The 22810-nt window shown below is 71.7% G+C and carries 19 protein-coding genes; 15 read left to right on the top strand and 4 right to left on the bottom strand.

Translation table 11 applies throughout. The annotated features are described in order from the left end of the window. Positions 1 to 35 precede the first annotated feature (35 nt). Positions 36 to 1535 carry an alpha/beta fold hydrolase gene (locus ACWDY5_RS13730; RefSeq protein ID WP_449722550.1) on the top strand — a complete coding sequence of 500 codons (1500 nt, stop codon included), beginning with the start codon at positions 36 to 38 and terminating at the stop codon, positions 1533 to 1535. Here the strand turns inward: ACWDY5_RS13730 and ACWDY5_RS13725 are convergent, their stop codons facing one another. Next, positions 1536 to 2114, bottom strand: coding sequence for a DUF308 domain-containing protein (locus ACWDY5_RS13725; RefSeq protein ID WP_449722549.1), 579 nt, complete (start codon positions 2112 to 2114; stop codon positions 1536 to 1538). 296 nt (positions 2115 to 2410) lie between these two features. Between ACWDY5_RS13725 and ACWDY5_RS13720 the strand changes: the two genes are divergently transcribed. The 5 genes from ACWDY5_RS13720 to ACWDY5_RS13700 all read left to right on the top strand — a co-directional run bounded on the left by ACWDY5_RS13720 (position 2411) and on the right by ACWDY5_RS13700 (position 7882). After that, the gene (locus ACWDY5_RS13720; RefSeq protein ID WP_449722548.1) at positions 2411 to 3952 is read left to right on the top strand and encodes a discoidin domain-containing protein; all 1542 of its coding nucleotides are present in this window, start codon (positions 2411 to 2413) and stop codon (positions 3950 to 3952) included. Between the two features lie 14 nt (positions 3953 to 3966). Further along, the gene (locus ACWDY5_RS13715) at positions 3967 to 5196 is read left to right on the top strand and encodes an MFS transporter (protein ID WP_449722547.1); all 1230 of its coding nucleotides are present in this window, start codon (positions 3967 to 3969) and stop codon (positions 5194 to 5196) included. Then, entirely contained in the window at positions 5193 to 6197 is a 1005-nt protein-coding gene (locus ACWDY5_RS13710; protein ID WP_449722546.1) for a hypothetical protein, read from the top strand. Before ACWDY5_RS13715 ends, ACWDY5_RS13710 begins: the two co-directional genes overlap by 4 nt. A 186-nt stretch (positions 6198 to 6383) precedes the next feature. Further along, on the top strand, positions 6384 to 7241 hold the full coding sequence (locus tag ACWDY5_RS13705; protein ID WP_449722545.1) for a metallophosphoesterase family protein: 858 nt from the start codon (positions 6384 to 6386) through the stop codon (positions 7239 to 7241). After that, a complete protein-coding gene (locus ACWDY5_RS13700) occupies positions 7238 to 7882 on the top strand; it encodes a 4'-phosphopantetheinyl transferase family protein (protein ID WP_449722544.1) in 645 nt (214 codons plus the stop codon). The genes ACWDY5_RS13705 and ACWDY5_RS13700 overlap by 4 nt, the downstream gene beginning before the upstream one ends. Before the next feature lie 37 nt (positions 7883 to 7919). Here ACWDY5_RS13700 and ACWDY5_RS13695 read toward each other — a convergent pair whose 3' ends face one another. Continuing rightward, entirely contained in the window at positions 7920 to 8294 is a 375-nt protein-coding gene (locus ACWDY5_RS13695; RefSeq protein ID WP_449722543.1) for an FKBP-type peptidyl-prolyl cis-trans isomerase, read from the bottom strand. Positions 8295 to 8417: 123 nt separating this feature from the next. Here ACWDY5_RS13695 and trxB point away from each other — a divergent pair, with 123 nt between their 5' ends. The 6 genes from trxB (at position 8418) to ACWDY5_RS13665 (ending at position 15931) form a co-directional block, all read left to right on the top strand. Beyond that, positions 8418 to 9329, top strand: coding sequence for a thioredoxin-disulfide reductase (gene trxB, locus ACWDY5_RS13690; RefSeq protein WP_449722542.1), 912 nt, complete (start codon positions 8418 to 8420; stop codon positions 9327 to 9329). A gap of 63 nt (positions 9330 to 9392) precedes the next feature. Continuing rightward, positions 9393 to 10268, top strand: coding sequence for a hypothetical protein (locus ACWDY5_RS13685; protein WP_449722541.1), 876 nt, complete (start codon positions 9393 to 9395; stop codon positions 10266 to 10268). Further along, positions 10268 to 11197: a hypothetical protein gene (locus ACWDY5_RS13680; protein ID WP_449722540.1), complete on the top strand. Its 930-nt coding sequence runs from the start codon at positions 10268 to 10270 to the stop codon at positions 11195 to 11197. Before ACWDY5_RS13685 ends, ACWDY5_RS13680 begins: the two co-directional genes overlap by 1 nt. Positions 11198 to 11293: 96 nt before the next feature. Continuing rightward, entirely contained in the window at positions 11294 to 11893 is a 600-nt protein-coding gene (locus ACWDY5_RS13675) for a hypothetical protein (RefSeq protein ID WP_449722539.1), read from the top strand. 80 nt (positions 11894 to 11973) lie between these two features. Further along, positions 11974 to 15168 (top strand): amidohydrolase family protein, encoded by a 3195-nt coding sequence (locus ACWDY5_RS13670; protein WP_449722538.1) that lies wholly within the window; start codon positions 11974 to 11976, stop codon positions 15166 to 15168. A 145-nt stretch (positions 15169 to 15313) separates the two neighbouring features. Beyond that, positions 15314 to 15931 (top strand): vitamin K epoxide reductase family protein, encoded by a 618-nt coding sequence (locus ACWDY5_RS13665; RefSeq protein WP_449722537.1) that lies wholly within the window; start codon positions 15314 to 15316, stop codon positions 15929 to 15931. Positions 15932 to 15999: 68 nt separating this feature from the next. Here ACWDY5_RS13665 and ACWDY5_RS13660 read toward each other — a convergent pair whose 3' ends face one another. Beyond that, positions 16000 to 18033 (bottom strand): FG-GAP-like repeat-containing protein, encoded by a 2034-nt coding sequence (locus tag ACWDY5_RS13660; protein ID WP_449722536.1) that lies wholly within the window; start codon positions 18031 to 18033, stop codon positions 16000 to 16002. 124 nt (positions 18034 to 18157) lie between these two features. Further along, positions 18158 to 18520 (bottom strand): DUF5313 family protein, encoded by a 363-nt coding sequence (locus tag ACWDY5_RS13655; protein WP_449722535.1) that lies wholly within the window; start codon positions 18518 to 18520, stop codon positions 18158 to 18160. A 73-nt stretch (positions 18521 to 18593) separates the two neighbouring features. Between ACWDY5_RS13655 and ACWDY5_RS13650 the strand changes: the two genes are divergently transcribed. From ACWDY5_RS13650 to ACWDY5_RS13640, 3 genes are all read left to right on the top strand, one after another. Continuing rightward, positions 18594 to 19706, top strand: a complete 1113-nt coding sequence (locus ACWDY5_RS13650) for a glycosyltransferase (RefSeq protein WP_449722534.1) — start codon at positions 18594 to 18596, stop codon at positions 19704 to 19706. Between the two features lie 189 nt (positions 19707 to 19895). Further along, positions 19896 to 21107 carry an ROK family transcriptional regulator gene (locus ACWDY5_RS13645; RefSeq protein ID WP_449722533.1) on the top strand — a complete coding sequence of 404 codons (1212 nt, stop codon included), beginning with the start codon at positions 19896 to 19898 and terminating at the stop codon, positions 21105 to 21107. A gap of 70 nt (positions 21108 to 21177) precedes the next feature. Then, on the top strand, positions 21178 to 22680 hold the full coding sequence (locus tag ACWDY5_RS13640) for an ArnT family glycosyltransferase (protein ID WP_449722532.1): 1503 nt from the start codon (positions 21178 to 21180) through the stop codon (positions 22678 to 22680). Positions 22681 to 22810 lie beyond the last annotated feature (130 nt).

The following is a 22810-nucleotide window of genomic DNA, read 5'->3' as shown; positions in this document are numbered from 1 at the left end:
TGAACACGGGGAAGGCAGCCTTGACGATGAGACGCATGACCGCACTGCTGACCGCCGCGGCGGCCGGGGCCGGTTTGCTGGCCGGAGCCGGTCTGGCCGGGGCCGAGCCGGAGACCGCCGGACGTGGTGGGGCAGAACGGTTCTACCAGCAGCGCCTGGACTGGAAGGCCTGTGGCGACCAGGATCTGGACGCCGCGGGCGCCCAGTGCGCCGAGGTCACCGTGCCGCTGGACTACCAGCAGCCCCAGGGCCGCACCCTCACCGTGGCGATCTCCCGGCTCAAGGCCGCCGACCCGGGGCAGCGGCGGGGCATCATGCTGTCCAACCCCGGCGGACCCGGCGGCCCCGGACTCGGCCTGCCGCTGAAGATGCGGCCGAAGCTGAGCCCGGACGTGCTGGCCCGCTACGACCTCATCGGCATGGACCCGCGCGGCGTCGGCCGGTCCAACCCGGTGGACTGCGCCTGGCCGGTGGGCTTCATGCTGCGCTCCTCCGGGCTGGACCGGGCAGGCTTCGACCGCACCGTCGCGCTGCAGGCCGACCTGGCCCGCCGGTGCGCGCGGACCCAGGGGGACACCCTGCGGCACATCACCACCCGGAACACCGCACGGGACATGGACGTCGTCCGCGGCGCCATGGGCGAGCGGAAGATCAGCTACTTCGGCTACTCCTACGGCACCTACCTGGGTTCGGTGTACACCCAGATGTTCCCGCGCCGCAGCGACCGGATCGTGCTGGACAGCGCGGTGGACTCCAAGCGGTACTCCCAGCAGATGGTGCGGGACATGGGCCCGGCGAACGAGCGGGCCCTCGACGACTGGGCGGCCTGGACCGCGGCCAGGGACGGCGAGTACCGGCTCGGCCGCACCGCGGCGCAGGTGCGCGGCGCGGTGGAGGAGCTGATCCGCCGGTCCGCGCGGCAGCCCATCCCGATCGGGGAGTACCGGGTCGACGAGCACATGCTGCCCATGGTGCTGTTCGAGCAGGTGGGCGACACCCGCCTGAACACCGCGCTGGCCGAGACCGTGCGGGTGCTGGCCGACGCCGCCGACGGCAAGCAGGTCAGCCCCAGCCCCGGGCTGCTGGCCAGCCTGCACGTGCTGAGCAGGCGGGATCCGAACGCGCAGCTCTCCGGGCAGGCCGCGATCATGTGTGGGGACGCGGCGGTGCGGCGCGACCCGGAGTGGTACTGGCGCAACATCCAGCGCAGCCGGGCGAGCCAGCCGGTCTTCGGCGCTTTCGCCAACGGCATCAACCCCTGCGCCTTCTGGGCCGAGCCCGCCGAAGCGCCGGTGATCGTGCGCAACTCGGTGCCCGCGCTGATCGTGCAGGCCACCGAGGACACCCGCACCGCCTACGACAGCGGGGTCGACCTGCACCGGGCCATGTCCGGCTCGCGGCTGATCACCCTGCCCGGGGTCCGCGCGCACGGCCTGTTCTCCCGCTACCCCAACGGGTGCATGGAGAACGCGGTGAACACCTACCTGCGCGACGGCGTGCTGCCCAGCGGCGACCTCACCTGCCGCGGCGACTGATCAGCGGGACTTACCAGGGCGGGCCGCACGCGGTCCGCCCTGGCCGCGTTGGAACCGGATGCCCAGGGCCAGGAAGATCGCGCCGGAGACCATGGCGTACCAGGCCAGCAGCGTCCACAGCGAGACCTCCTGGGTGGGCACGTTCATCACCAGCACACCGGCCACAATGGACAGTGTGCCGCTGACCGCCAGGCCGATCCGGGTGTAGAGCTCCTTGGCCCGCGCGGCGGCCAGCGCCTGGCCGATGCCGTTGACCACCGGCCAGCCCGAGGTGGTCACCACCAGGCCCAGCAGGCCGATGAACGGGTCGACGGCGAAGGCCAGCGCGGTGATCGCCACCCCGGCGAGCAGGAACAGCGCGGGCAGCGCGAACAGCGAGCGGTCCAGTGCGGGGGACTGCTTGCCGCGCAGGGCCAGCAGCAGCCCGAACACGCCCTCGGCGACCAGGTACGCCACCAGCACGCCGAACTGCACCACCCAGTCGGTGTCCGGCCAGGCGAAGGCAAGCACGGCGAACAGCAGCGCGAGGGCGCCGCGGACGGTCAGCAGCCGGTGGTGGTCACGCAGGAGTTCCAGCACCTCCCCATGATCGCAGCCTGACCCGCGGCGCCGGGCGCTGCCGTAGCCAGGTTTGTTGTGGGTCGCAACGACCCTGGTCGTGGCCCGATTGGCGGGTTGCGCTACGTCAGGCAAGCGCTTACGGTGCTGATCACTCCGAATAGACAGGGAGGTTTCTTAACTTTTAAATCCCTCGTCGACGCCGGCCAGCCAACATCGCCGCCGCCGCCACGCGCCGGATTCGACACAGGCTCGTCGAGGAGAAACACACCGCCATGAGAATTCGTGTCCTTCCCGCACTGATATCAACGGCTGTGGTGGTCACGCTGACCCAGTCGTTGCTCACCGCCAGCGCCGCAAACGATTCCCTGCTCTCGCTCAACAAACTGACCACCACCTCGTCGAACGAGGCTGCCGAGCTCGACGGCGGCAAGGCGGTCGACGGCGACACCACCACCCGCTGGGCCAGCGCCGAAGGCGCCGACCCGCAATGGATCGCGGTGGACCTGGGCGGTCCGGCCATCGTGAACAGGGTGAGTCTCACCTGGGAGACCGCCTTCGCCAGCGACTACCAGGTGCAGGCATCCGCCGATGGCCGCACCTGGACCACGATCCGCTCGGTCACCGGATCCGACGGTGGCGTGGACGAGCTGACCTCGTTGAACACCAGCACCAAGCACATCAGGGTGCACGGCACCCGCAGGGCCACCGCCTACGGCTACTCGCTGTTCGAGCTGTCGGTCTACGGGACCCGCACCGGGTCCGGCGACATCCAGCCGCCCACCGCGCCCACCGGGCTGGCCTCGCCCTCCTCCACCGCGGACAGCGTCACGCTGTCCTGGAACCCGTCCTCGGACAACGTCGGGGTCACCGGGTACGAGATCCTGCGTGAGGGCAACCTGGTCGGCTCCTCGGCCACGACCTCCTTCACCGACACCGGGCTGGCCTCCGGCGCCACGTTCAACTACGCGGTCAGGGCCAGGGACGCGGCGGGCAACATCTCCGCCGAGAGCGCCCCGTTCGTCGCCCGCACCCAGCCCGGCTCGCCGGGCGGCCAAGTGGTGGTCGCGGTCGGTGACATCTCGCCGGTGTGCTCCGGATCCAGTTGCGCCAGCGCGAAAACCGCGGCGCTGGTGGACAAGATCAAGCCCTCGATGATCATCACCGCCGGTGACAACCAGTACAACAGCGGCACGATCGAGGAGTTCCGCAAGTACTACGAGCCCACCTGGGGCCGGTTCAAGAACATCACCAAGCCGAGTCCCGGCAACCACGAGTACGACGACCCGTCAGGCAAGGGCAAGGGCTACCGCCAGTACTTCGGCGCCGCCGCCACGCCGTTGGGCGGCAGCAAGATGTACTACAGCCACGATTCCGGCGACTTCCACTTCATCGCACTGGACTCGATGGCGCAGAAGGCCAATGACCGGGCCCAGCTCGACTGGTTGCGCGCCGACCTGGCCAAGAACCAGAAGCGTTGTGTCGTGGCCTACTGGCACCACCCCAGGTTCAACTCCGGCCACTACGGCGACAACACGAGCATGGCTCCGCTGTGGGACGAACTGGTCAAGGCCAAGGCGGACCTGGTGCTCTCCGGTCACGACCACCACTACGAGCGGCTGAAGCCGTTGAACTCCAGCGGCAAGGTGGACGAGGCCAACGGTATCCGCTCGGCGATCGTCGGCATCGGCGGCGACTCCATCTACAACGAGCAGCACGTGCCCAGGGCCGGCATGGAGGTCTACATCAAGAAGCACGGCGTCATGAAGCTCATCCTCAACGGCGCCAGCTACTCCTGGGAAATCGTCGGCACCGACAACAAGCTGCTGGACAAGGCCGGCCCGTTCACCTGTCGCTGAGGGGGTAGCACCCGATGTATCTCGCCACCACCCGGGCCGCCGGCACCCCACACCGCGAACGTGGCGGTGCTCGGCGGGCGGTAGCCGGAAACGTCCTCGCACTGGGTGTGGTCAGCCTGGTCACCGACATCTCCAGTGAGATGGTGACCGCTGTCCTGCCGCTCTACCTGGTGCTGGGGCTGGGATTCAGCCCGTTGCAGTTCGGGTTGCTGGATGGGCTGTACTCCGCGGCCACCGCGATCGTGCGGGTCCTCGGGGGGCACCTCGCGGACCGGTGGCAACGCCGGAAACTGGTGGCGGGGCTTGGCTACGGCGCTTCCGCGGTAGCCAAGCTCGGGCTCATCGCGGCCGGCGGTTCCGCCGCCGCGATGGGCCTGGTGCTGGCCGTCGACCGGACCGGGAAGGGGCTGCGCACCGCACCGAGGGACGCCCTGATCTCGTTGTCCACCCCGGCGGACGAGCAGGGCAGGGCCTTCGGGGTGCACCGCGCGATGGACACCGTCGGCGCGTTCCTCGGCCCGCTGGCCGCCTTCCTGCTGCTGGGTGTCGTGGCCGGCGGCTACGACACCGTGTTCTTCGTCAGCTTCTGCTTCGCCACCCTGGGCGTGCTGCTGTTCGGGCTGTTCGTCCAGGACAAGCGCGGACCGGCCACCACGGCACGGATCCCGCTGCGCGCCTCCTTCGCCCTGTTGCGCGGCAAGGCCTTCCGCCGGATCGTGCTGTGGGCGACCCTGCTCGGCCTGGTGACCGTCGGCGACTCGTTCCTCTACCTGTTGCTGCAGAAGCGACTTGAGGTCGAGCCCGCCTACATCGCCATGCTGCCGCTGGGCACCGCCGGGGTGTACCTGTTGCTGGCCATGCCCTTGGGCAAGCTGGCCGACCGGATCGGGCGCTGGAAGATGTTCCTGGCCGGGCACGTGCTGTTGCTGGTGGCCTACCTGCTGGTGGCCGGGCTGGCCGACGGGATCCCGCTGCTCGTCGGCACACTGCTCGCGCACGGCATGTTCTACGCCGCCACCGACGGTGTGCTGATGGCCGCGGTCGCCCCGCTGGTGCCTGAGGACCAGCGCACCAGCGGGATGGCCGTGCTGCAGACCGCGCAGGCGGTGGCCAAGCTGGTCTCCGCGGTGGCCTTCGGCGCCGCGTGGACCTGGTGGGGCCTCTACCCCGCGGTGTTCGCCGCCTGCGGCGCGCTCGCGCTGGTGGTGGCCGCGGCGGTGTTCCGGCTGAAGGAGGCGCGATGAGCACCAAACTGCGCATGCTGCTCGCGGTGCTGGCCGCGGTCCTGCTCGGTTCGGCCGCGGTGGTCTACACCCTGCACGCCAGGGCCACCGCGCCGGACCAGCAGCCCGCGGCCGACCTGGCCATCGACCCGGCGCCGGTGCGGCTGGACGAGCCGGGCAGGCTGGTCTTCCGCAACACCGCGCCCGGCCCGCACTTCGGCGTGGTGGCCTCGGTGTCGCGGACCGATCCGGGCGGGCCGCGCCGGGTCAGCCAGCTGCGCTGCGACCGGTTCTCCACCGGCGGCGACCGGGGCCTGTGCGTGGCCGCGGAGGCCGGGCCCGCGCCGAGGGCGGTGGTGATCCTGCTGGACGCCCAGCTGAACGAGCTGAAGCGGTTCCAGATCCTCGGCACGGTCAGCCGCGCCCGGCTGTCCGCGGACGGCAAGATCGCCGCCTGGACCACCTTCGTCACCGGCGACGCCTACAACGCGACCAGCTTCTCCACCCGCACCGGCATCTACCACCACGAACTGGACCGCCTGCAGACCAACATCGAGGAGATCCCGCTGCAACTGGGCGGTCAGCAGCACATGGCCGAGGACGTCAACTTCTGGGGCGTCAGCTTCACCCCGGACAGCGAGACCTTCTACGCCACGGTGTCCACCGGCGGCCGCACCCACCTGGTCCGCGCGGACTACCGGGAGTGGCAGGCCGAGGCGCTGCGGGAGAACGTGGAATGCCCCTCGCTGTCCCCGGACGGCAAGCGGATCGCATTCAAGAAACGCATCTCCTCCGACGGCGCCCGGCCCTGGCGGATCCACGTGCTGGACCTGGCCACCATGGCCGAGACGGCGATCGCGGAACCGGCCGGGATCGACGACCAGGTGGCCTGGCTGGATGAGAAGACGCTGGTCTACGGCCTGCCGGGGGAGGAGGTGTGGACCGCGGCGGCCGACGGCTCCGGGGCCAGCAAGATGCTGATCCGGTGGGCGTCGTCTCCTTCCGCCACCAGGACCCACTGAGTCAGGTGGTGTCCGCCCGGTCGCGCCCGCGATAGCCGCGCCGAACTGGTCGCTGGCGGCACGGCCGGAACGCCCGGATACGTCCGGTATGAGGGCGTCCCGGCCGCACCGCCAGCGACCAGTTCGATCACGGCTCTCACAGGCGCGACCGGGCGGACACCACCTGGCCAGGTATCGTCGGCGGTCGTGTCGAGTCCGCGCTTGCTGGCCACCAGCGATCTGCACTGTGACCGTGCCGCCAACCGCGAGGTGGTGGCCGGTCTCCGCGCCGAGTCCGATCAGGACTGGCTGATCGTGGCCGGGGATGTGAGCGACACGATCGCCGACGTCGACTGGGCGCTGCGCACGCTGCGGGACCGCTTCGCCAAGGTGATCTGGGTGCCCGGCAACCACGAGCTGTGGACCGTGCCCAAGGACGAGGTGCAGCTGCGCGGCGAGGCCAGGTACCGGCACCTGGTCGAGCTGTGCCGCGGCCTGGGCGTGGTCACGCCGGAGGACGAGTTCCCGGTGTGGCACGGCGCGGAGGAGGACCTGGTCATCGCGCCGCTGTTCGTGCTCTACGACTACTCCATCGGCCGCAGGGTGGACGAGACCAAGGACCAGGCGCTGGCCCGCGCGCGAGAGGCCGGGGTGGTCGGCACCGACGAGGTGCTGCTGCACCACGACCCCTACCCCAGCCGGGACGCCTGGTGCCACGCCAGGGTCCGCTACTCCCGCCAGCGGCTGGACGCCATCCCGGCCGACCGGCGGACCGTGCTGGTCAACCACTTCCCGCTGCACCCCGGCCCGACCAAGCGGTTGCACTACCAGGACTTCGCGCTGTGGTGCGGCACCACGCTGACCGAGGACTGGCACCTGCGCTACCGGGCCGCAGTGGTGGTCTCCGGCCACCTGCACATCCCGCTCACCGACAAGTTCGACGGGGTCCGGTTCGAGGAGGTCTCCCTGGGCTACCCGCGCGAGTGGCAGCCGCGCAAGCGCCGCCGCCCGGTGCTGCGCGACGTGCTGGTGGACTCCGAACCGCAGTACCCGCTGCCGGCATGATCGAGGAGCTGCTCCCCGACGGCGTGCACGCCGCCGAGGTGGTGGGCGATGACCCCACCGCCTACCTGCTGCCCGAGGAACACGCCGCGGTCGAACGCGCGGTGGAACGCCGCCGCAAGCAGTACACCCAAGCCCGCACCTGCGCCCGCCGCGCCCTGGCCGCCCTCGGCCTGCCGGAACAGCCCATCCTGCGCGGCCCGAAACGGGAACCGCTGTGGCCCAACGGAATCGTCGGCAGCATCACCCACTGCGAGGGCTACTGCGCGGCCGCGGTGGCCGACCGCGCCGACATCCGATCGGTGGGGATCGACGCGGAGATCCACGACGTGCTGCCGCCGGGCGTGCAGCGGATGGTGGCGGTGCCCGCGGAGCAGGAGTGGCTGGCGGGGGCGGGGGACGGGCTGCACTGGGACCGGGTGCTGTTCAGCGCGAAGGAGAGCGTGTACAAGGCCTGGTTCCCGATCACCGGGGCGTGGCTGGGGTTCCAGGACGCGGAGCTGACCTTCGACCGGGAGGGCGGGTTCCGGGCGCGGATCCTGATCGAGCCGCCGGTGGTGGACGGGTACCGGGTGGACGGGTTCGCGGGGCGGTACCTGGTGCGGGACGGGCTGGTGCTGACCTCGGTGGTGGTACCAGGGTAGGGCGGACGGCCGGCGCACCGGCCGTCCGCGACCCGGGTCAGCTCACCGCGACCAGGTCCACCACGAAGATCAGCGTCTCGCCCGGCTTGATCGCCGAGCCCGCGCCCCGGTTGCCGTAACCCAGGTGCGCCGGGATCACCAGCTGGCGGCGGCCGCCGACCTTCATGCCCTTGACGCCCATGTCCCAGCCCTTGATGACCCGGCCGGCGCCCAGGGGGAAGGAGAAGGTGTCGCCGCGGTCCCAGCTGGCGTCGAACTGCTGGCCGGTGCTGTGCGCCACGCCCACGTAGTGCACGGTCACCTCCTGGCCCTGGCCGGCCTCCGGGCCGTCGCCGATCTCGATGTCGGTGATGTCCAGGTAGTCCGGCGACGGGCCGTCGGGCACGGTGACGGTGGGCTTGGTCTTGCCCATGGGGTGTCCTCCTCGAATGGCTTCCAGCGTGCCGACCCTAACTGAACGGCTCTGAACGGCTGTGAATCCCACCAGCCGGTCGGCCGGGGCGCGGCGGCCACCGCGCGCGGAGCATCTGGGGGTATGGCAGATCTGATCATCGTCGGTTCCGGGCCGGCCGGGTACACCGCCGCCGTGTACGCCGCGAGGGCGCAGCTCCAGCCCCTGGTGTTCGAGGGCGTCAGCTACGGCGGGGCGCTGATGACCACGACCGAGGTGGAGAACTATCCCGGGTTCAAGGACGGCATCCTCGGGCCGGACCTGATGGAGCAGATGCGCGCGCAGGCCGAGCGCTTCGGCGCGGAGCTGCGGGCCGAGGACGTCGAGTCCGTCGAGCTGTCCGGGCCGGTGAAGACCGTCACCGCGAACGGGCGGGACTACCAGGCCAGGGCCGTGGTGCTGGCGATGGGCGCGGCCGCCCGCTACCTCGACGTGCCCGGTGAGCAGCGGCTGCTCGGCCGCGGGGTGTCCTCGTGCGCGACCTGCGACGGGTTCTTCTTCCGGGACCAGGACATCGCGGTGGTCGGCGGCGGCGACTCGGCGATGGAGGAGGCCACCTTCCTGACCCGGTTCGCCCGGTCGGTGACGATCATCCACCGGCGCCAGGAGTTCCGGGCGTCCAAGATCATGCTGGAGCGCGCCCGCGCCAACGAGAAGATCCGCTGGCAGCTGGACACCAAGGTGCTGGAGGTGCTGGGGGAGACCTCGGTGACCGGGGTGCGGGTCCAGGACGCGGGCACCGGCGAGGAGTCGATCATGCCGCTGACCGGCTTCTTCGTCGCCATCGGGCACGAGCCGCGGTCGGCGCTGGTGCGCGGGCAGGTCGAGGTGGACGTGGACGGGTACGTGCGGGTGAGCGGGCCGGGCACCGCGACCAACCTGGACGGCGTGTTCGCCGCGGGCGACCTGGTCGACCACACCTACCGGCAGGCGATCACCGCGGCCGGGTCCGGCTGCGCGGCCGCGATGGACGCCGAACGGTGGCTGGCACGCTGATTTTCACTTAGCCCCTGGTCAGCCTTGCTTCGAAGCCGTTGATGTTGGATTCTCGTCGGCACCATGACCGCCACCTTCCACGAGACGCTGCACCTGGCGATCGAGCACAGCGGCCTGAGCCTGGAGAACATCCAGCGCAGGCTGATGGACCGGAAGATCACGGTCAGCCTGGCCAGCCTGAGCTACTGGCGCCGCGGCCGCACCCGCCCGGAACGTCGCACGTCACTGGCCGCGGTGGCGGCGCTGGAGGACATCCTCGCCCTGCCCGACGGGTCGCTGCGCAGGCTGCTCGGCAAGGCGCCGCACCCGTTGGGGCAGGAATGGGCGATGCGGTCCAGCTCCTTCGAGGAGCGGCTGGAGTGGAAGCTGGCCACCGCGGAGCTGCGCGCGGAGACCAACAACGCGCTGGCCGTGGTCAGCGTGGAGGCCGACCTGCACCTGGGCCCGGACCGCCAGCAGGTGCGCATGGTCAACCGCCGCCTGCTGATGTCGCTGGCCGACGGCATCGACCGCTACGTCACCCGCTACGCCGCCGAGCCCGGTGAGGAGCTGCCGGTGCTCGGCGAGGTCATCGGCGCCACCACCGGCGAGCAGCTGCGCGACCTGAACCGGCAGGTCAACAGCGCCGAGCTGCGCTTCGACCGGCCGCTGCCCGCAGGCGAGACCCTGCACCTGCAGTGGACCTGGGAGTTCCCGCTGGGCCTTGGCACCAGCAACGTCAGCCGCACCGTGCTCAGCGCGGGCGCCCGCACCATGGGCTACCGGCTGTTCTTCCACCCCGACGCGATCCCGCCGCGCTGCCACCGCACCTGGCGGCCCAGCCTCGCGGTGCCGGAGGAGCGGGTGGCCGAGCTGCGGATCGGGGCGCGCGGCAGCACGCACTACCTGCTCACCGACGCGGGCGCGGGCTGGCACGGCGCGGTCTGGGACTGGGTGTGATGGGCACGCCGCCGCCGGATGCCGCACTGCACCAGGCGCTGTCCACCGGACCGTTCCACCTGGCCTTCCGGCTGGCCATCCGGCGCAGCGGACTGGGCATCGAGGGCGTCAGCCGCCGCCTGCACGCCATTGGCCTGCCGGTGAGCACCTCCAGCCTGAGCTACTGGCAGCGCGGCAACCGGCGGCCGGAACGCGAGGAGTCGCTCAACGCGGTGCGCGCGGTGGAGGAGCTGGCCGGACTTCCCGCCGACTCACTGCTCGCCCTGCTCGGCCCGCGCCGGCCGCGCGGGCGCTGGCTGGACCGGACGCACGGCAGGCCGCTGGTCGAGCAGAGCCTGGAGCTGGCCGCGCCGGTCCGGCTGCCCGACCTGGACACCGGGCGGGCCAACGCGCAGCTGCGGCAGCTCAAGCACGACTGGCTGTGCCTGGTGGACGCCAACCGCTGCGAGGTCGAGCACCGGGTCCGGCAGGTGTTCGTGGCGCTGGAGGACGGGGTGGACCGGTTCCTCGCCTTCCAGGCCGTGCCACCCGGCGGCGGCCGCCCTGCCTACCGGCCGGTCAGCGACTGCCGGATCGGCAGGCAGACCCACGACCCGGAGTCGGGGCTGTTCGCGGTGGAGATCGTCTTCGACCACGTGCTGCGCGCTGGGGAGACCTACGCGATCGAGACCGTGCAGCTGCCCCCGCCCGGCCAGCGGGACGGCTACCTCCAGTACGGCTGCCGGGCCGAGGTCCGCGAACTGCTGTTGCGGGTGCGCTTCGACCCGGCAGAACTGCCGGTGCGCTGCCACCGCTACCGCACCAGGCTCGGCGGCCGCTCCAGGGACCTGCTGGCCGACGTGCCACCAGGTCCGAGCGGCAGCGCGCACCACGCCGTGCTCGATGCTGAGCCGGGTATATACGGCCTGGCCTGGGAGTGGGACGGGTGAATCCTTTCGAAGCAACCTTTTCCGCCGCTGCGGCGACCTAAACTGCGACGGTCCCGCCGCCTACGTGGGCCGCTCGTGATCGGAGCCGCCGCAGTGATGTCGTTCCCCCCACCGTCCACAGTGGACGCTACGCCGTTCCCGTTCGCCGCCGAGGATCCGGACCGCCTCGGCATGGTGAGCGTGGACGTCGACGTCACCGTCGGCGTGCACCGGGAGTGGCGTGAGGTCGCGCACCACCGGTTCGTGCTGGCCAAGGCGGACGGGGTGGGCAGCTACGTCACCGGGCACCGCGGCCCGGAAGGCGAGCGGCACCAGCCGGAGTTCGAGGCGTTGCTGGGCGGTGAGCTGGGCCGCCAGCACCGCGACCACCGCGGCACCTACGCGGAACTGGTGCTGGACCAGCCGTTGCGCCGGGGTGAGGCGCAGGTGCTGGAGTGGCGCTGGCTGTTCGCCGGCTGCCACCGCACCGCGCACCGCTACCGCGGCCACCTGCGCGCGGGCGTGCACTCCCTCGGCGCCAGGCTGACCTTCCATCCGGACGCGCTGCCCATGCGGGTGCGGCACACCTGGCAGCCCGACCCGGCCACCTGCCCGGAAACCGTCCGCACGGTAACGGTCGACCGCACCGGGCTGGTCGAGCTGCTGGTGCCCGAACCCAGGCCGGGCTGGCACAGTTTTCACTGGGATTGGGAATAAATCCCGAATAGCCCGGAAATGCACTATTTGCGGAACGGAAACGCACTTGTGGGGGCTGTTCGGCTGAGTAGCCTCGACGCGTGGAGACTTCGGACAGCAGCGATTCGACTTTGTCCCGACGCCGGTTCCTGCAGGCGGCCGCATTCACCGCGGCCGCGGCGGGCACCGCCGGAGCCCTCGGTTCCGCACCCGGGGCACTCGCCGCGCCCGCCGCCGAAGAGGCTGGTCGGACAGCGCTTTCCTTCACCGCGGCGACCAACGGCGCGGCCACCCTGAGCCCAGTCGACGGCAGCCTGGTCGCCGAGGTGCAGAACGTGCTGTGGGCCATTCCCCGCGGCGGCGGCAAAGCCAAGGCGCTCACCCCGGCCGACCTCGAACCCAACCGCCCGGTGTTCAGCCCGGACGGCAAACAGCTCGTCGTCTGCGCCTATCGCGGCGGCGGTTTCCACCTGTGGCTGCTGCGCGCGGACGGCTCCGGCCTGCGCCAGCTCACCGACGGCCCGTGGGACGACCGCGGCCCTGCCTGGTCCCCGGACGGCACGAAGATCGTCTTCGCCTCCGAGCGGGAGGGGCACACGGTCAACGGCAGCCCGTACCGGATCTGGGTGCTGGACGTGCGCACCGGCGAGCTGACCCGGATCACCGGCAAGCCCGGTCAGGACGGCCCGTTGCAGGACAAGGCGTGGGAGGACTTCGACCCGGCCTTCTCCGCCGACGGCAGCCGGATCCTGTTCGTGCGCGGCTCCTTCACCGGCACCGCGCTGGACTCCCGCACCGTGGCCGAGGTCCGCGCCGACGGCAGCGGACCGGTCACCGTCGCGCACACCGACACCAGCGGCGCCCAGGTGCTGGCCCCCGCGCTGGCCCCGGACGGCCGCCTGGCCTACCTGCGCACCACCCCGGCGCCCGCCGCGGGCTGCACCCTGGTGGTGGCCGGTCAGCCGGTGCCGGTGGACGGCGATGTGGAGCCGGTGCCGCCGCGCTGGGTGGCGGCGGACCAGCTGCTGCTCACCGTCAGCGGCAAGTTCACCCTGCTGCGCCCCGGCGCGCCCGCGAACGCCGAGCCGATCGCCTTCACCGCGACGCTGCCGGTGGACCGGCCGCGCTACCGCGGCAAGCGCTACGACCTCACCGGCGGCGGGGTGCGCGGCGTGCGCTCGCCGCACCTGCCCGCGCTGTCCCCGGACGGCAGGCAGGTCGTCTTCGCCGCGCTCAACTCGCTGTGGACCGTGCCCAGCTCCGGCGGCAGCCCGCGCAAGGTGGTCAGCGCCGAGCCGACCCGGTTCCTGCTCGCGCCGACCTGGACCGCCGACGGCAAGGGCATCGTCTACAGCGACGACCGCGACGGCCTCTACACCGTCCGCCGCCGCGACCTGGCCACCGGCGCGGAGACCGTGCTGGCCACCGGCGGCCGGGTGCACCCCGCGCTGTCCCCGGACGGCAAGTGGCTCGCCGCGCTGGACATGTCCGGCAACCTGGTGCTGCGCGACCTGGCAGCGGGCACGGAGAAGGTGCTGGCCAGCCCGCTCGGCGGCGGTGGCATCCCGGGCCGGCCGAGCTGGTCGCCGGACGGGAAGTTCCTCGCCTTCTGCGACCGCAACCGGCTCAACGGCCGCTTCCGCGAGGGCTACAACCTGATCAGGGTGGTCGAGGCCGGCTCGGGCAAGTCCCGGCTGCACCCGGTCGCGCCGAACACCTCGATCGCCGACCGCTACGACTCCGGCCCGGTCTGGTCCCCGGACGGCAGGCACTTCGCGGTGATCATCGAGTCCGCGCTGCACCTGGTGCCGATCGGCCAGGACGGCACCCCCTCCGGCCCGCCGCGCAAGCTTGCCGACGAGGCCGCCGACCACCCGTCTTTCGCCGGTGACGGCCGCACCGTGCTCTACCTCTCCAGCGGCCGCCTGCGGCTGATCGGGGTCGGCGGGGGCGCGCCGCGGACGGTCCGCGCGCCGCTGGACTACCGGCGGCCCCGGCCCGAGGACACCGTGGTGCACGCCGGCCGGTTCTGGGCAGGCACCGGTGACGAGGTGCGCCAGGACGTGGACCTGGTGCTGCGCGGCGGCCGGATCGCCGCGGTCGAACCGCACCGTCCCGGCCGGCCGGGCGGCAGGCGGATCGACGCCTCGCAGCAGACCGTGCTGCCCGGGCTGTGGGACGCGCACACCCACCCCTGGCAGTCCACCTACGGCGGCCGCCAGACCGCGCTACAGCTGGCCTACGGCATCACCACCGCGGTCTCCTTCGGTGGCTTCGCCTACGAGCAGGCCCGGATCAGGGAGGCGGTCAACGCGGGCGCGCTGGCCGGGCCGCGGCTGATCGCCACCGGCGAGCTGCTCGACGGCGCCAGGGTCGCCTACAGCATGGGCCGCGCGCACAGCACCCGCGCGGGCCTGCGCCGCTCGCTGGACCGGGCGGCCGCGCTGGACTGGGACTTCGTCAAGACCTACGTCCGCGCGCCCGGCTGGATCATGGCCGAGGCGGCCAGGTTCGCGCACGAGCGGCTCGGCGTGCGCAGCGGCGGCCACCTGTGCTCGCCCGGCGTGCAGCTCAACCAGGACCTGACCACGCACCTGCAGGCCACCCAGCGCCTGGAGTGGGGCCACGCCACCAGCGCTTCCGGCCGCGCCTACCAGGACGTGACCGAGATCTACACGAAGACGAACTTCCACCTCATCGCCACCCCGTTCACCGCGGCCCCGCTGCTCGGCGCGGACGCCGCACTGGCCGAGGACCCCAGGGTCGGCACCCTGATGCCGCCGTGGGACGCCGCGGCCGCGCGGGCCGCGGCCAAGGTGCCGCCCAGCCAGGCCCAGCTGAACACGCTGTCCACCGAGGTCGACGTCTACAAGCGGGTCCTCGACGGCGGCGGCCTGGTCGCCCTGGGCACCGACCAGCCACTGGTCGCGGTCGGCCTGCACCTGCACCTGGCGCTGCGGGCCCTGCACCGCAACGGGTTCACCCCCGCGCAGGCCCTGCGCACGGTGACCTCGCTGCCGGCCAAGGTGTTCGGCCAGTTCGAGGACCTGGGCACCCTCGAGGTCGGCAAGGTCGCCGATGTGACCATTGTGGACGGTGACCCGTTCACCGACTTCAGCTCCCTGGTCCGCACCACCTCGGTGCTGCGCGGCGGCATCCAGTTCACCGCTGACGACCTGGTCGGCTCCTTCGCCAACCAGGCCGAGACCCGCGGCAAGTCCGCGCCCGACGACGCCCACTGGCTCGAAGTCGCCCACACCATGCGCCGCAACTCCTGCTGCGACCCGGAGTGCTAGCCACGGTGGGGTGAACTGATAACTGAACGGCCGGTCTTCACCCCGGTGTCACCTCAGCGGTGCTGGGATCGAACGGGGCGGTGCGTGGTTACCCGCGCACCGCCTACCGTGGGATCGACCGGAACCGCAGTGGATCGGATGCGCTATGACGAGCAGGCAGGTCGTTGCCGAGGGTGACGCCGGGGTCGAGGACCGCAGGCTGGACCGGATCGTGGCCTGGGTGCTGTCGGTCGGCGGGCTGGTCGGGCTGGTGGCCGCGTTCGTGCTGACGGTGGAGAAGTTCGAGCTGATGCTCAACCCGAACTACATCCCCACCTGCACCTTCAACGCCGCGCTCAGCTGCGGCACGGTGATGCAGTCGCCGCAGGCCGCAGTGCTCGGCTTTCCCAACTCGTTGCTGGGCATCGGCGGGTTCGGCGTGGTCACCGCGATCGGGTTCGGGCTGCTGGCCGGCGCGACCTACCGCCGCTGGTTCTGGCTGGGCCTGCAAGCGGGGGCGACGCTGGGCCTAGTGTTCGTGCACTGGCTGGTGGTGCAGAGCCTGTACGACATCCGGGTGCTCTGCCCCTACTGCATGGTCGTCTGGGCGGTGACCATCCCGGTCTTCGTCTACACCACGCTGCACAACCTGGAACGCGGCCACTTCGGCGGGCGCGGCGGCGGCCGGGCCGTGGTCGGCTACCACGGCATCCTGACCGCCACCTGGCTCGCGGTGATCGCCGCGCTGGTCTTCACCGCCTTCGGAGCCAGCCTGTTCGCCTGAGCCTGACCCCGCACAGCGAAACGCCCGGACCGGCCTGAGCCGATCCGGGCGTTGTCCGTTCCGCTACCTCACGGGATGAAGTAGGCCCGCTCCCAGTACCAGCCGCCGCGGGAGTCCCAGGCCTCCGCGCCGCGGTCGGTGCCGCCGCCGGGCTGGCCGCGGAAGTTGAACAGCTTGATGTTGCCGCCGCCGTAGTTGTAGAAGCCGCCGAGGTCCGAGCGGCCGTCCCCGTTGAAGTCACCGGCCACCCAGACGCTGGAGGGCAGGTGCCAGTCGCCCGGCCTGGTCTCCCAGGTCATCGCGAACCGCCCGACGCCGTTCGGGGTGCTCTTGGCCACGTACAGCGCGAGCCGGTTGTCGGAGTAGCCGTACAGGCCCGCGACGTCGGTGCGCCCGTCGCCGTCGAAGTCGCCTGCCAGCAGCCGGGAACGGCCCGGGTCCCACTGGCCGGGGCCGGTCCGCCACTGCTGCGCCGGGGCGGTGTGCCCGTCGACGGTGCCGTTGGCGGTGAACAGCGAGACGTCGTAGCTGCCGTAGTTGTACAGCGCGGCCAGGTCGTCGCGGCCATCGCCGTTGAAGTCACCGGCGATGAAGGTGCTGCTGGTGCGCTCCCAGTTGCCGTCGCCGGAGTTCCAGGTCACCACCGGCGCGTCCACCCCGGTCGGGTTGCCCCGGAACAGCCAGAACGCGGTGCGGCCGTGGTCGTAGCCGTAGGCGGCGGTGATGTCGGTGCGGCCGTCGCCGTTGAAGTCACCGGCCACGAACTGCGCCCGGTTCCAGTCCCACTGGCCCGCGGAGTCCCACAGCGCGGTGCCGTCCTTGAGCCCGGTCGGCGAGCCCCAGCGGACCCAGAACTTGATGTTGCCGCCGCCGTAGTTGTAGAAGGCGCCCCAGTCGGCGAAGCCGTCGCCGTTGAAGTCGCCGTTGAGGTACTTGGCGCTGGAGACGGTCCAGTTGTTCGGACCGGTGCGGTGCTTGGACACCGGCTCGGTGGGGCCTGCCACCGTGCCGTCGAAGCTGAACGTGCCCGCGTCGCCGTTGCTGTAGTCGTAGATCGCGGAGATGTCGTCGCGGCCGTCGCCGTTGAAGTCGCTGATGGTGTGCGTCTTCACGGTGGCCGAGGCGATCGCGGAGACCGGGCCGTCACCGGCGGCGGTCACCGGCACCACCCGGTAGTGCCAGATCTGCTTGGCCGGCAGCGCGGTGTGCGCGAACCTGCCGTCGCTGACCGTGCCCAGCAGGTTCGCCGGGACCAGCGGCACGTCCGCGGTCTGCGCGCCGTAGACGCGGTAGGCGGTGGCGTTCAGCGAGGGCGGGTTCAGCCAGCTGAGCTGGTTGCCGTGCTGCGCCAGCGGGGTCGCGGTCAGGCCGATGAGCTGGGCTTCCAGCCAGCCGTCCAGGTTGTCCAGCCTGGACTCGGTGACGGTGCGCCTGGTCTCGGTCTCGCCGACGCAGCCGCCCTGCCAGGAGGCCGCGTGCAGGCCGATGACCTCGGCGCGGCTGCCGGTCTCGCGGAAGGCGGGGCCGCCGGAGTCGCCGCGGCAGACCGAGACCGAGCCCTCGCCGAGCACGCTGAGCGTGGTCGCGGCGGCCGACTCGACCTTGGCCGGGCCGGTGTGCAGCCGGTCGGGAGTCCACTCGGTGGCGGTGCGGCCGTACCCGGCCAGGCGCACGGTGTCCCCGGCGGCAGGGGCGGTCTTGGCCACGGTGGCCGGCACCACGCCGGTGACCGGGGTGGCCAGCCGGACCAGGCTCAGGTTGCGGTCGGCGCGGTGCACCAGGTTGACCGCGTCCACCACCTGGCCGGTGCTGCCGGAGAGCACGGCGCGGCCGACGGTGACCTTGGTCGGCTGGGCCGGCTTGCCGCCCTGGGCGTTCTCCGGGAAGCAGGACTTCACGGTCAGCACCCAGTTCGGGTCGATCAGCACGCCGCTACAGCTGCGGGTGCCAGGGCCGACGTCGATCTTGGCGACGAAGCCGTAGGAGCCCTCCGCCGCGGCGGTTCCGCCGGCGAGGCTGTGCGCGGGCAGGCTGGTCAGCAGCGCCGCGGCGGTGGTGAAGGCGAGCAGGCCGACGGCCTTGCCCGCACGATGGCGAGTCACGGTGTGGTTCCCCCAGTCACGGGAAATCGTTCAAATCCCAGGAAGTGCGGCTCGATGGTCGGTCATCGGCAGGCGTCCGCGTAGCCCGTATGACAAGTGTCACAGGCTGTAACAATTGACCTGGTCAGCGCGAACCGGTGCCCCGCCGCCGAGCCGCTCTGACCTGGGTCGCGTGGCCCTCCGGCCAGCCGTGCCTGGCCGCCCGGTAGTCCGCGCTCTCCGGCGCGAAGGAGGCCGAGTAGTACAGGCTCACCAGCAGCCCGATGCCCAGTGCGGGCAGCACGATGCCCGGCGGGAAGCCGAGCAGCGGGTCGAAGACCAGGAACAGCAGGAAGACCAGCGGCGCGGCCTGGACCAGGGCGCGGGCCACGTGCCGCAGCAGCCAGGTCGGCGCGGTCACGTCGTGCAGCACCCACTCGCGGTACCGCTCTGGTAGGCGAGCGCCGTAGGCGTAGGCCAGCCAGCGGGCCGGGTTCGGCCGCTCCATGCATCCAGAGTAGGTCGTTCGGCTGATCGACAAACCTCTCTGGAGATCGCGCTACCGTGGCGGGGTGCGCGTCATGATCACCGCGGCTCCGATGCTGGGCCACCTGCTGCCGCTGGTTCCCCTCGCCCGCGCCATCCGCGAGGCCGGTCACGAGGTCCTGCTGGCCACCGCCGGCGAGGCGCTGGCCGTGGCCGACCAGTCCGACCTGCCGGTGCGTGACATCGCGCCCGGTTTCCGGTTCGAGCCGATCGTGCGCCGGACCCTGCTGTGGCACCCGCTGATCGCCAAGGCGGAGATCGCGGGCAAGTCCGGCACCAGGGGCGCGGCCCTGCTGTTCGGGCACGTGAACGAGGAGATCGCCGACGGCGCGGTCGAGCTGGCCCGCTCCTGGCGGCCGGACCTCATCCTGCACGAGCCGCTGGCCATCGCGGGCGCGCTGGCCGCCGCGGTGACCGGGGTGCCCGCGGTACTGGTGGAGAACTCGCTCTTCGACGGCCTGGAACTGCTCGCCGCGACCAGGGAGAAGCTGAGCAAGCCGTTGCGCCGCAACGGGATCGATGACCTGCCCGAGCCCGCCGCGCGGATCGTCACCGCGCCGCCCAGCCTGGTCGGCGAGCAGCCCGGCTGGCCGATGCGCTACGAGCCCTACAGCGGCGAGGGCGAGCTGCCCGCCTGGCTGGCCGCGGAGTCCGAGCGGCCGCGGATCGCGGTCAGCCGCAGCACCGTCGGCGGGCCGGGCGGCAACCGCCTGATGAGCGCGGTGGTGGACGCCGCCGACGGCCTGGACGCCGAGATCGTGTTGCTGCGCCCGGACCGCAGGGTGCTGCGCCGGGAGTCCTTGCCCGCCAACGTGCGCACCCTGGACTGGGCCCCGCTGACCAGCGTGCTGGCGCACTGCGCCGCGCTGGTGCACCACGGCGGCGCCGGTTCGGTGGCCGCGGCGCTGGCGGCGGGCATCCCGCAGCTGGTGGTGCCCGGCGCGGGCGACCGCGACCACAACGCCCGCCTGGTCGCCAAGCGCGGCGCGGGCACCGCGGTGGCGGCCAAGGACATCAGCACCGCGGAGCTGCGCAGGCTGCTCACCGACCCGGGGCTGACCGAGGCGTCCCTGGCCGTGCGCAAGGAGATGGCGGGCATGCCCGCCCCGGCCACGCTGGTGGCCAAGCTGGCCGGGCTGGTCAAGTAGGCCCGGGTTCCCAGCAGGTCGGCTCGTTCTGGACCGAGACGTAGTCGATCGACACGCCGCGGGACTGCAACCATCCCTGGTGCATGTGGTTGTTGTCCGCGCATGCGGAACCTCACACAGAGCGAGGGCGGCGGACCGACGTGGGCAACTCGGAGGTTGATAATCGGTCAAGACGGCGAAGGGACGCGGGTGCGCGAGAACAGTCAGACGGTGCACGACCTGCGCCGCGGCAACCGGGCGATGGTGCTGCGCGCGGTGTACTTCGAGGGCCCGCTCAGCCGCCGTGAGCTGGCCGCGCGCACCGGTCTGAGCCAGGCCTCGGTGAGCAACGTGGTGGGCCAGCTGGTGGATGAGCAGGTGTTGGTCGAGGCGGGCACGGTGGACTCCGACGGCGGCCGCCCGCGCGGGCTGCTGCGGGTGAACCCGGGGCACGCCACGGTGATCGGCGTGGAGGTGGCCGAGACCTGGGTGCGGGTCAAGGCCTTCGACCTGACCCTGGCGGTGCTGGCCGAGGAGACGCTGCCCGTCGAGCCGGACAACCAGGACCGGGACCTGGTGATCGGGCACATCCTGACCGGCCTGGAGAAGGTGCTGGCCGCGGACACGGTGCGCACCGACCGGGTGCTCGGCGTCGGTGTCGGCGTGCCGGGCGTGGTGCAGCAGGACAGCGAGCTGCTGGTGCACGGGCACACCGCGGCCTGGCACAAGGTCCCGCTGGAAGCGTTGCTGCGCAAGGGAACCGACCTGCCCCTGCACATCGACAACGGCGCGAACACCATGGGCCAGGCGGAGATGTGGTTCGGCGCGGGCCGGGGCGCGAAGCACGCGGTGATCGCCCTGATCGGCTCCGGCGCCGGCGCGGGCGTGATCGCCGAGGGCAATCCCTTCCGCGGCGCCCGGCGCAGCGCGGGGGAGTGGGGCCACACCACCCTCGCCCTGGACGGCCCACCCTGCCGCTGCGGTTCCCGAGGCTGCCTGGAGTCCTTCACCGGCGCCGCGGCCGTGGTCGCCCGCCACCGCGCCGCCATGAACATCAGCACCCCGCTGACCGACGAGGCCACCGCCTTCCGCGCCGCCCTGGCCGACCCCGCGCCACAAGCCCAAGCCCTGGTCGAGGAGAGCGCGCGGTACCTGGGCGCCGGCATCGCCAACCTGGTCAACCTGTTCAACCCGGAACGCATCCTGCTCGGCGGCTGGGCCGGCCTGCTGCTCGCCGAGCACACCCTCCCGCTGATCAGGGACACCGCCCGCGCCTACGCCCTGCGCCATCCCTTCGAGGGCACCCAGATCACCCTGTGCGAACTCGGCCCGGACGCCATCGCCCTGGGCGCGGCCACCCTGTGGGTCAACCGCTTCCTGCGCACCGGCGGCGTGCACAAGCTGAGCCCTCCGCAACGGTAGACCTGGCACCACCCCGGCCAGGGACGCAGACCCATGGCCGGGAAACCCGTGCCCCGGCAGGCTTCCCGCCATGATGCAGGAGACTTCGGTGCGCCCGGCGCTGTCCAGGGCGGCGCTGGCGATCCCCGCCGTGACCGCGCTGGCGCTGATCGCCTTCAGCGGCGGCTACGGCTACCACCGCGATGAGCTGTACTTCATCGTGGCGGGCCAGCACCCGGCCTGGGGCTACCCCGACCAGCCCAGCTTCACCCCGATGATCGCCGCCCTGATGGACTTCCTGGTCCCGGACTCCATGATGGCCCTGCGCTTCCCCGCCGCACTGGCCGCCGCCCTGACCGTCCTGTTCGTCACCCTCACCGCCAGGGAGCTGGGCGGCACCCACCGCGCCCAGACCCTGGCCGCCCTGGCCACCGCGCTCTCCGGCATGGTCCTGATCCCCGGCCACATGCTGCACACCACCACCTTCGACATCACCTTCACCGCCGCCGTGATCTGGCTGCTGGTCAAGGTGATCCGCGGCGGCAACCCCAAACTGCTCCTGGCCGCGGGCGCGATCCTGGGCGTGGCCCTGCACAACAAGTACCTCATCGGCGCGGTAGTCGCCTCCCTCCTGCTCGCCCTGCTCCTCACCGGCCCGCGTTCCCTGTTCCGCACCCCCTGGCTCTGGGCCGGAGCCGCGATCGCGGTCCTGATCTGGCTCCCCAACATGCTGTGGCAGTACGAAAACGGCTGGCCTCAACTGGAAATGGTCAAGATCCTCAGCGAAGGCAACACCGACCGAGGCGGCCCGGCCCTCTTCCTCGCCATGCAGGCCCTGGCCATCGGCCCCCTGCTCACCCCCCTCTGGCTGGCTGGCCTGGTCCGTCTGCTCCGCACCCCGCAGTTCCGCTTCCTGGGAGCGGCCTTCCTCATCCTCACCGTCGCCCTGCTCGCCGCAGGCGGCTCCCCCCTGTACCTGTTCGGCGGCTACCCGGCCCTGCTCGCGGCGGGCGCCCTGGCCGTAGACGGCTGGCTGTCCCGGGGCAAGGGCAACGCGAGAACCGCGGTGGCCACCACCGCCGGAGTCCTGTCCGCGGTGTTCATCCTCCCCTTGGCGCTGCCCCTGGTCCCGGAAAGCCAGCTCCACCGCATCCCGGTGATCCAGATGAACGGCCTGTCCGCCGAACAGTTCGGCTGGCCGGAACTCACCAACACCGTGACCAAGGTCTACGACACCCTGCCCCCAGCCCAACGCGGCACCACCGTCATCATCACCGAAAACTTCGGCGAAGCCGCCGCCCTGCACCGCTACGGCCACACCAGGGGCCTCCCCACCGTCCACAGTGGATACCGGGGCTACGCGGCCTGGGAACGCCCCCCGGCAACAGCCCGGAACGCCATCCTGATCCAACCGGCCAAGAGCCCAGAACCGCCCGCCTGGGCAAAGCAGGCCTGCGCCAACCTCCGCCAGGAGGCTGAGATCCGCAACGACCTCAACATCAAGAACCGCGAACAGGGCGGCAAGATCTGGCTTTGCGAGAACGTCACGAAGACCTGGGACGAACTCTGGCCGGAGATCAGCCACATGAACTAGCGACGGGGTGGGGTGGCTTTTCGGGCTGGCTTTTCAAAACCTGTCCGAAGTCTTGAGGTTCCCCATGCCCGTCAACCTGGAGACATCACACCACATCCCAGCGAGCAGACGCTCACAGCAACCGCCGCCA

Source organism: Crossiella sp. NPDC003009 (assembly GCF_053591555.1).
Note: the sequence above shows the minus strand (reverse complement) of the source record. Positions and strands in the feature narration are given on the sequence as shown.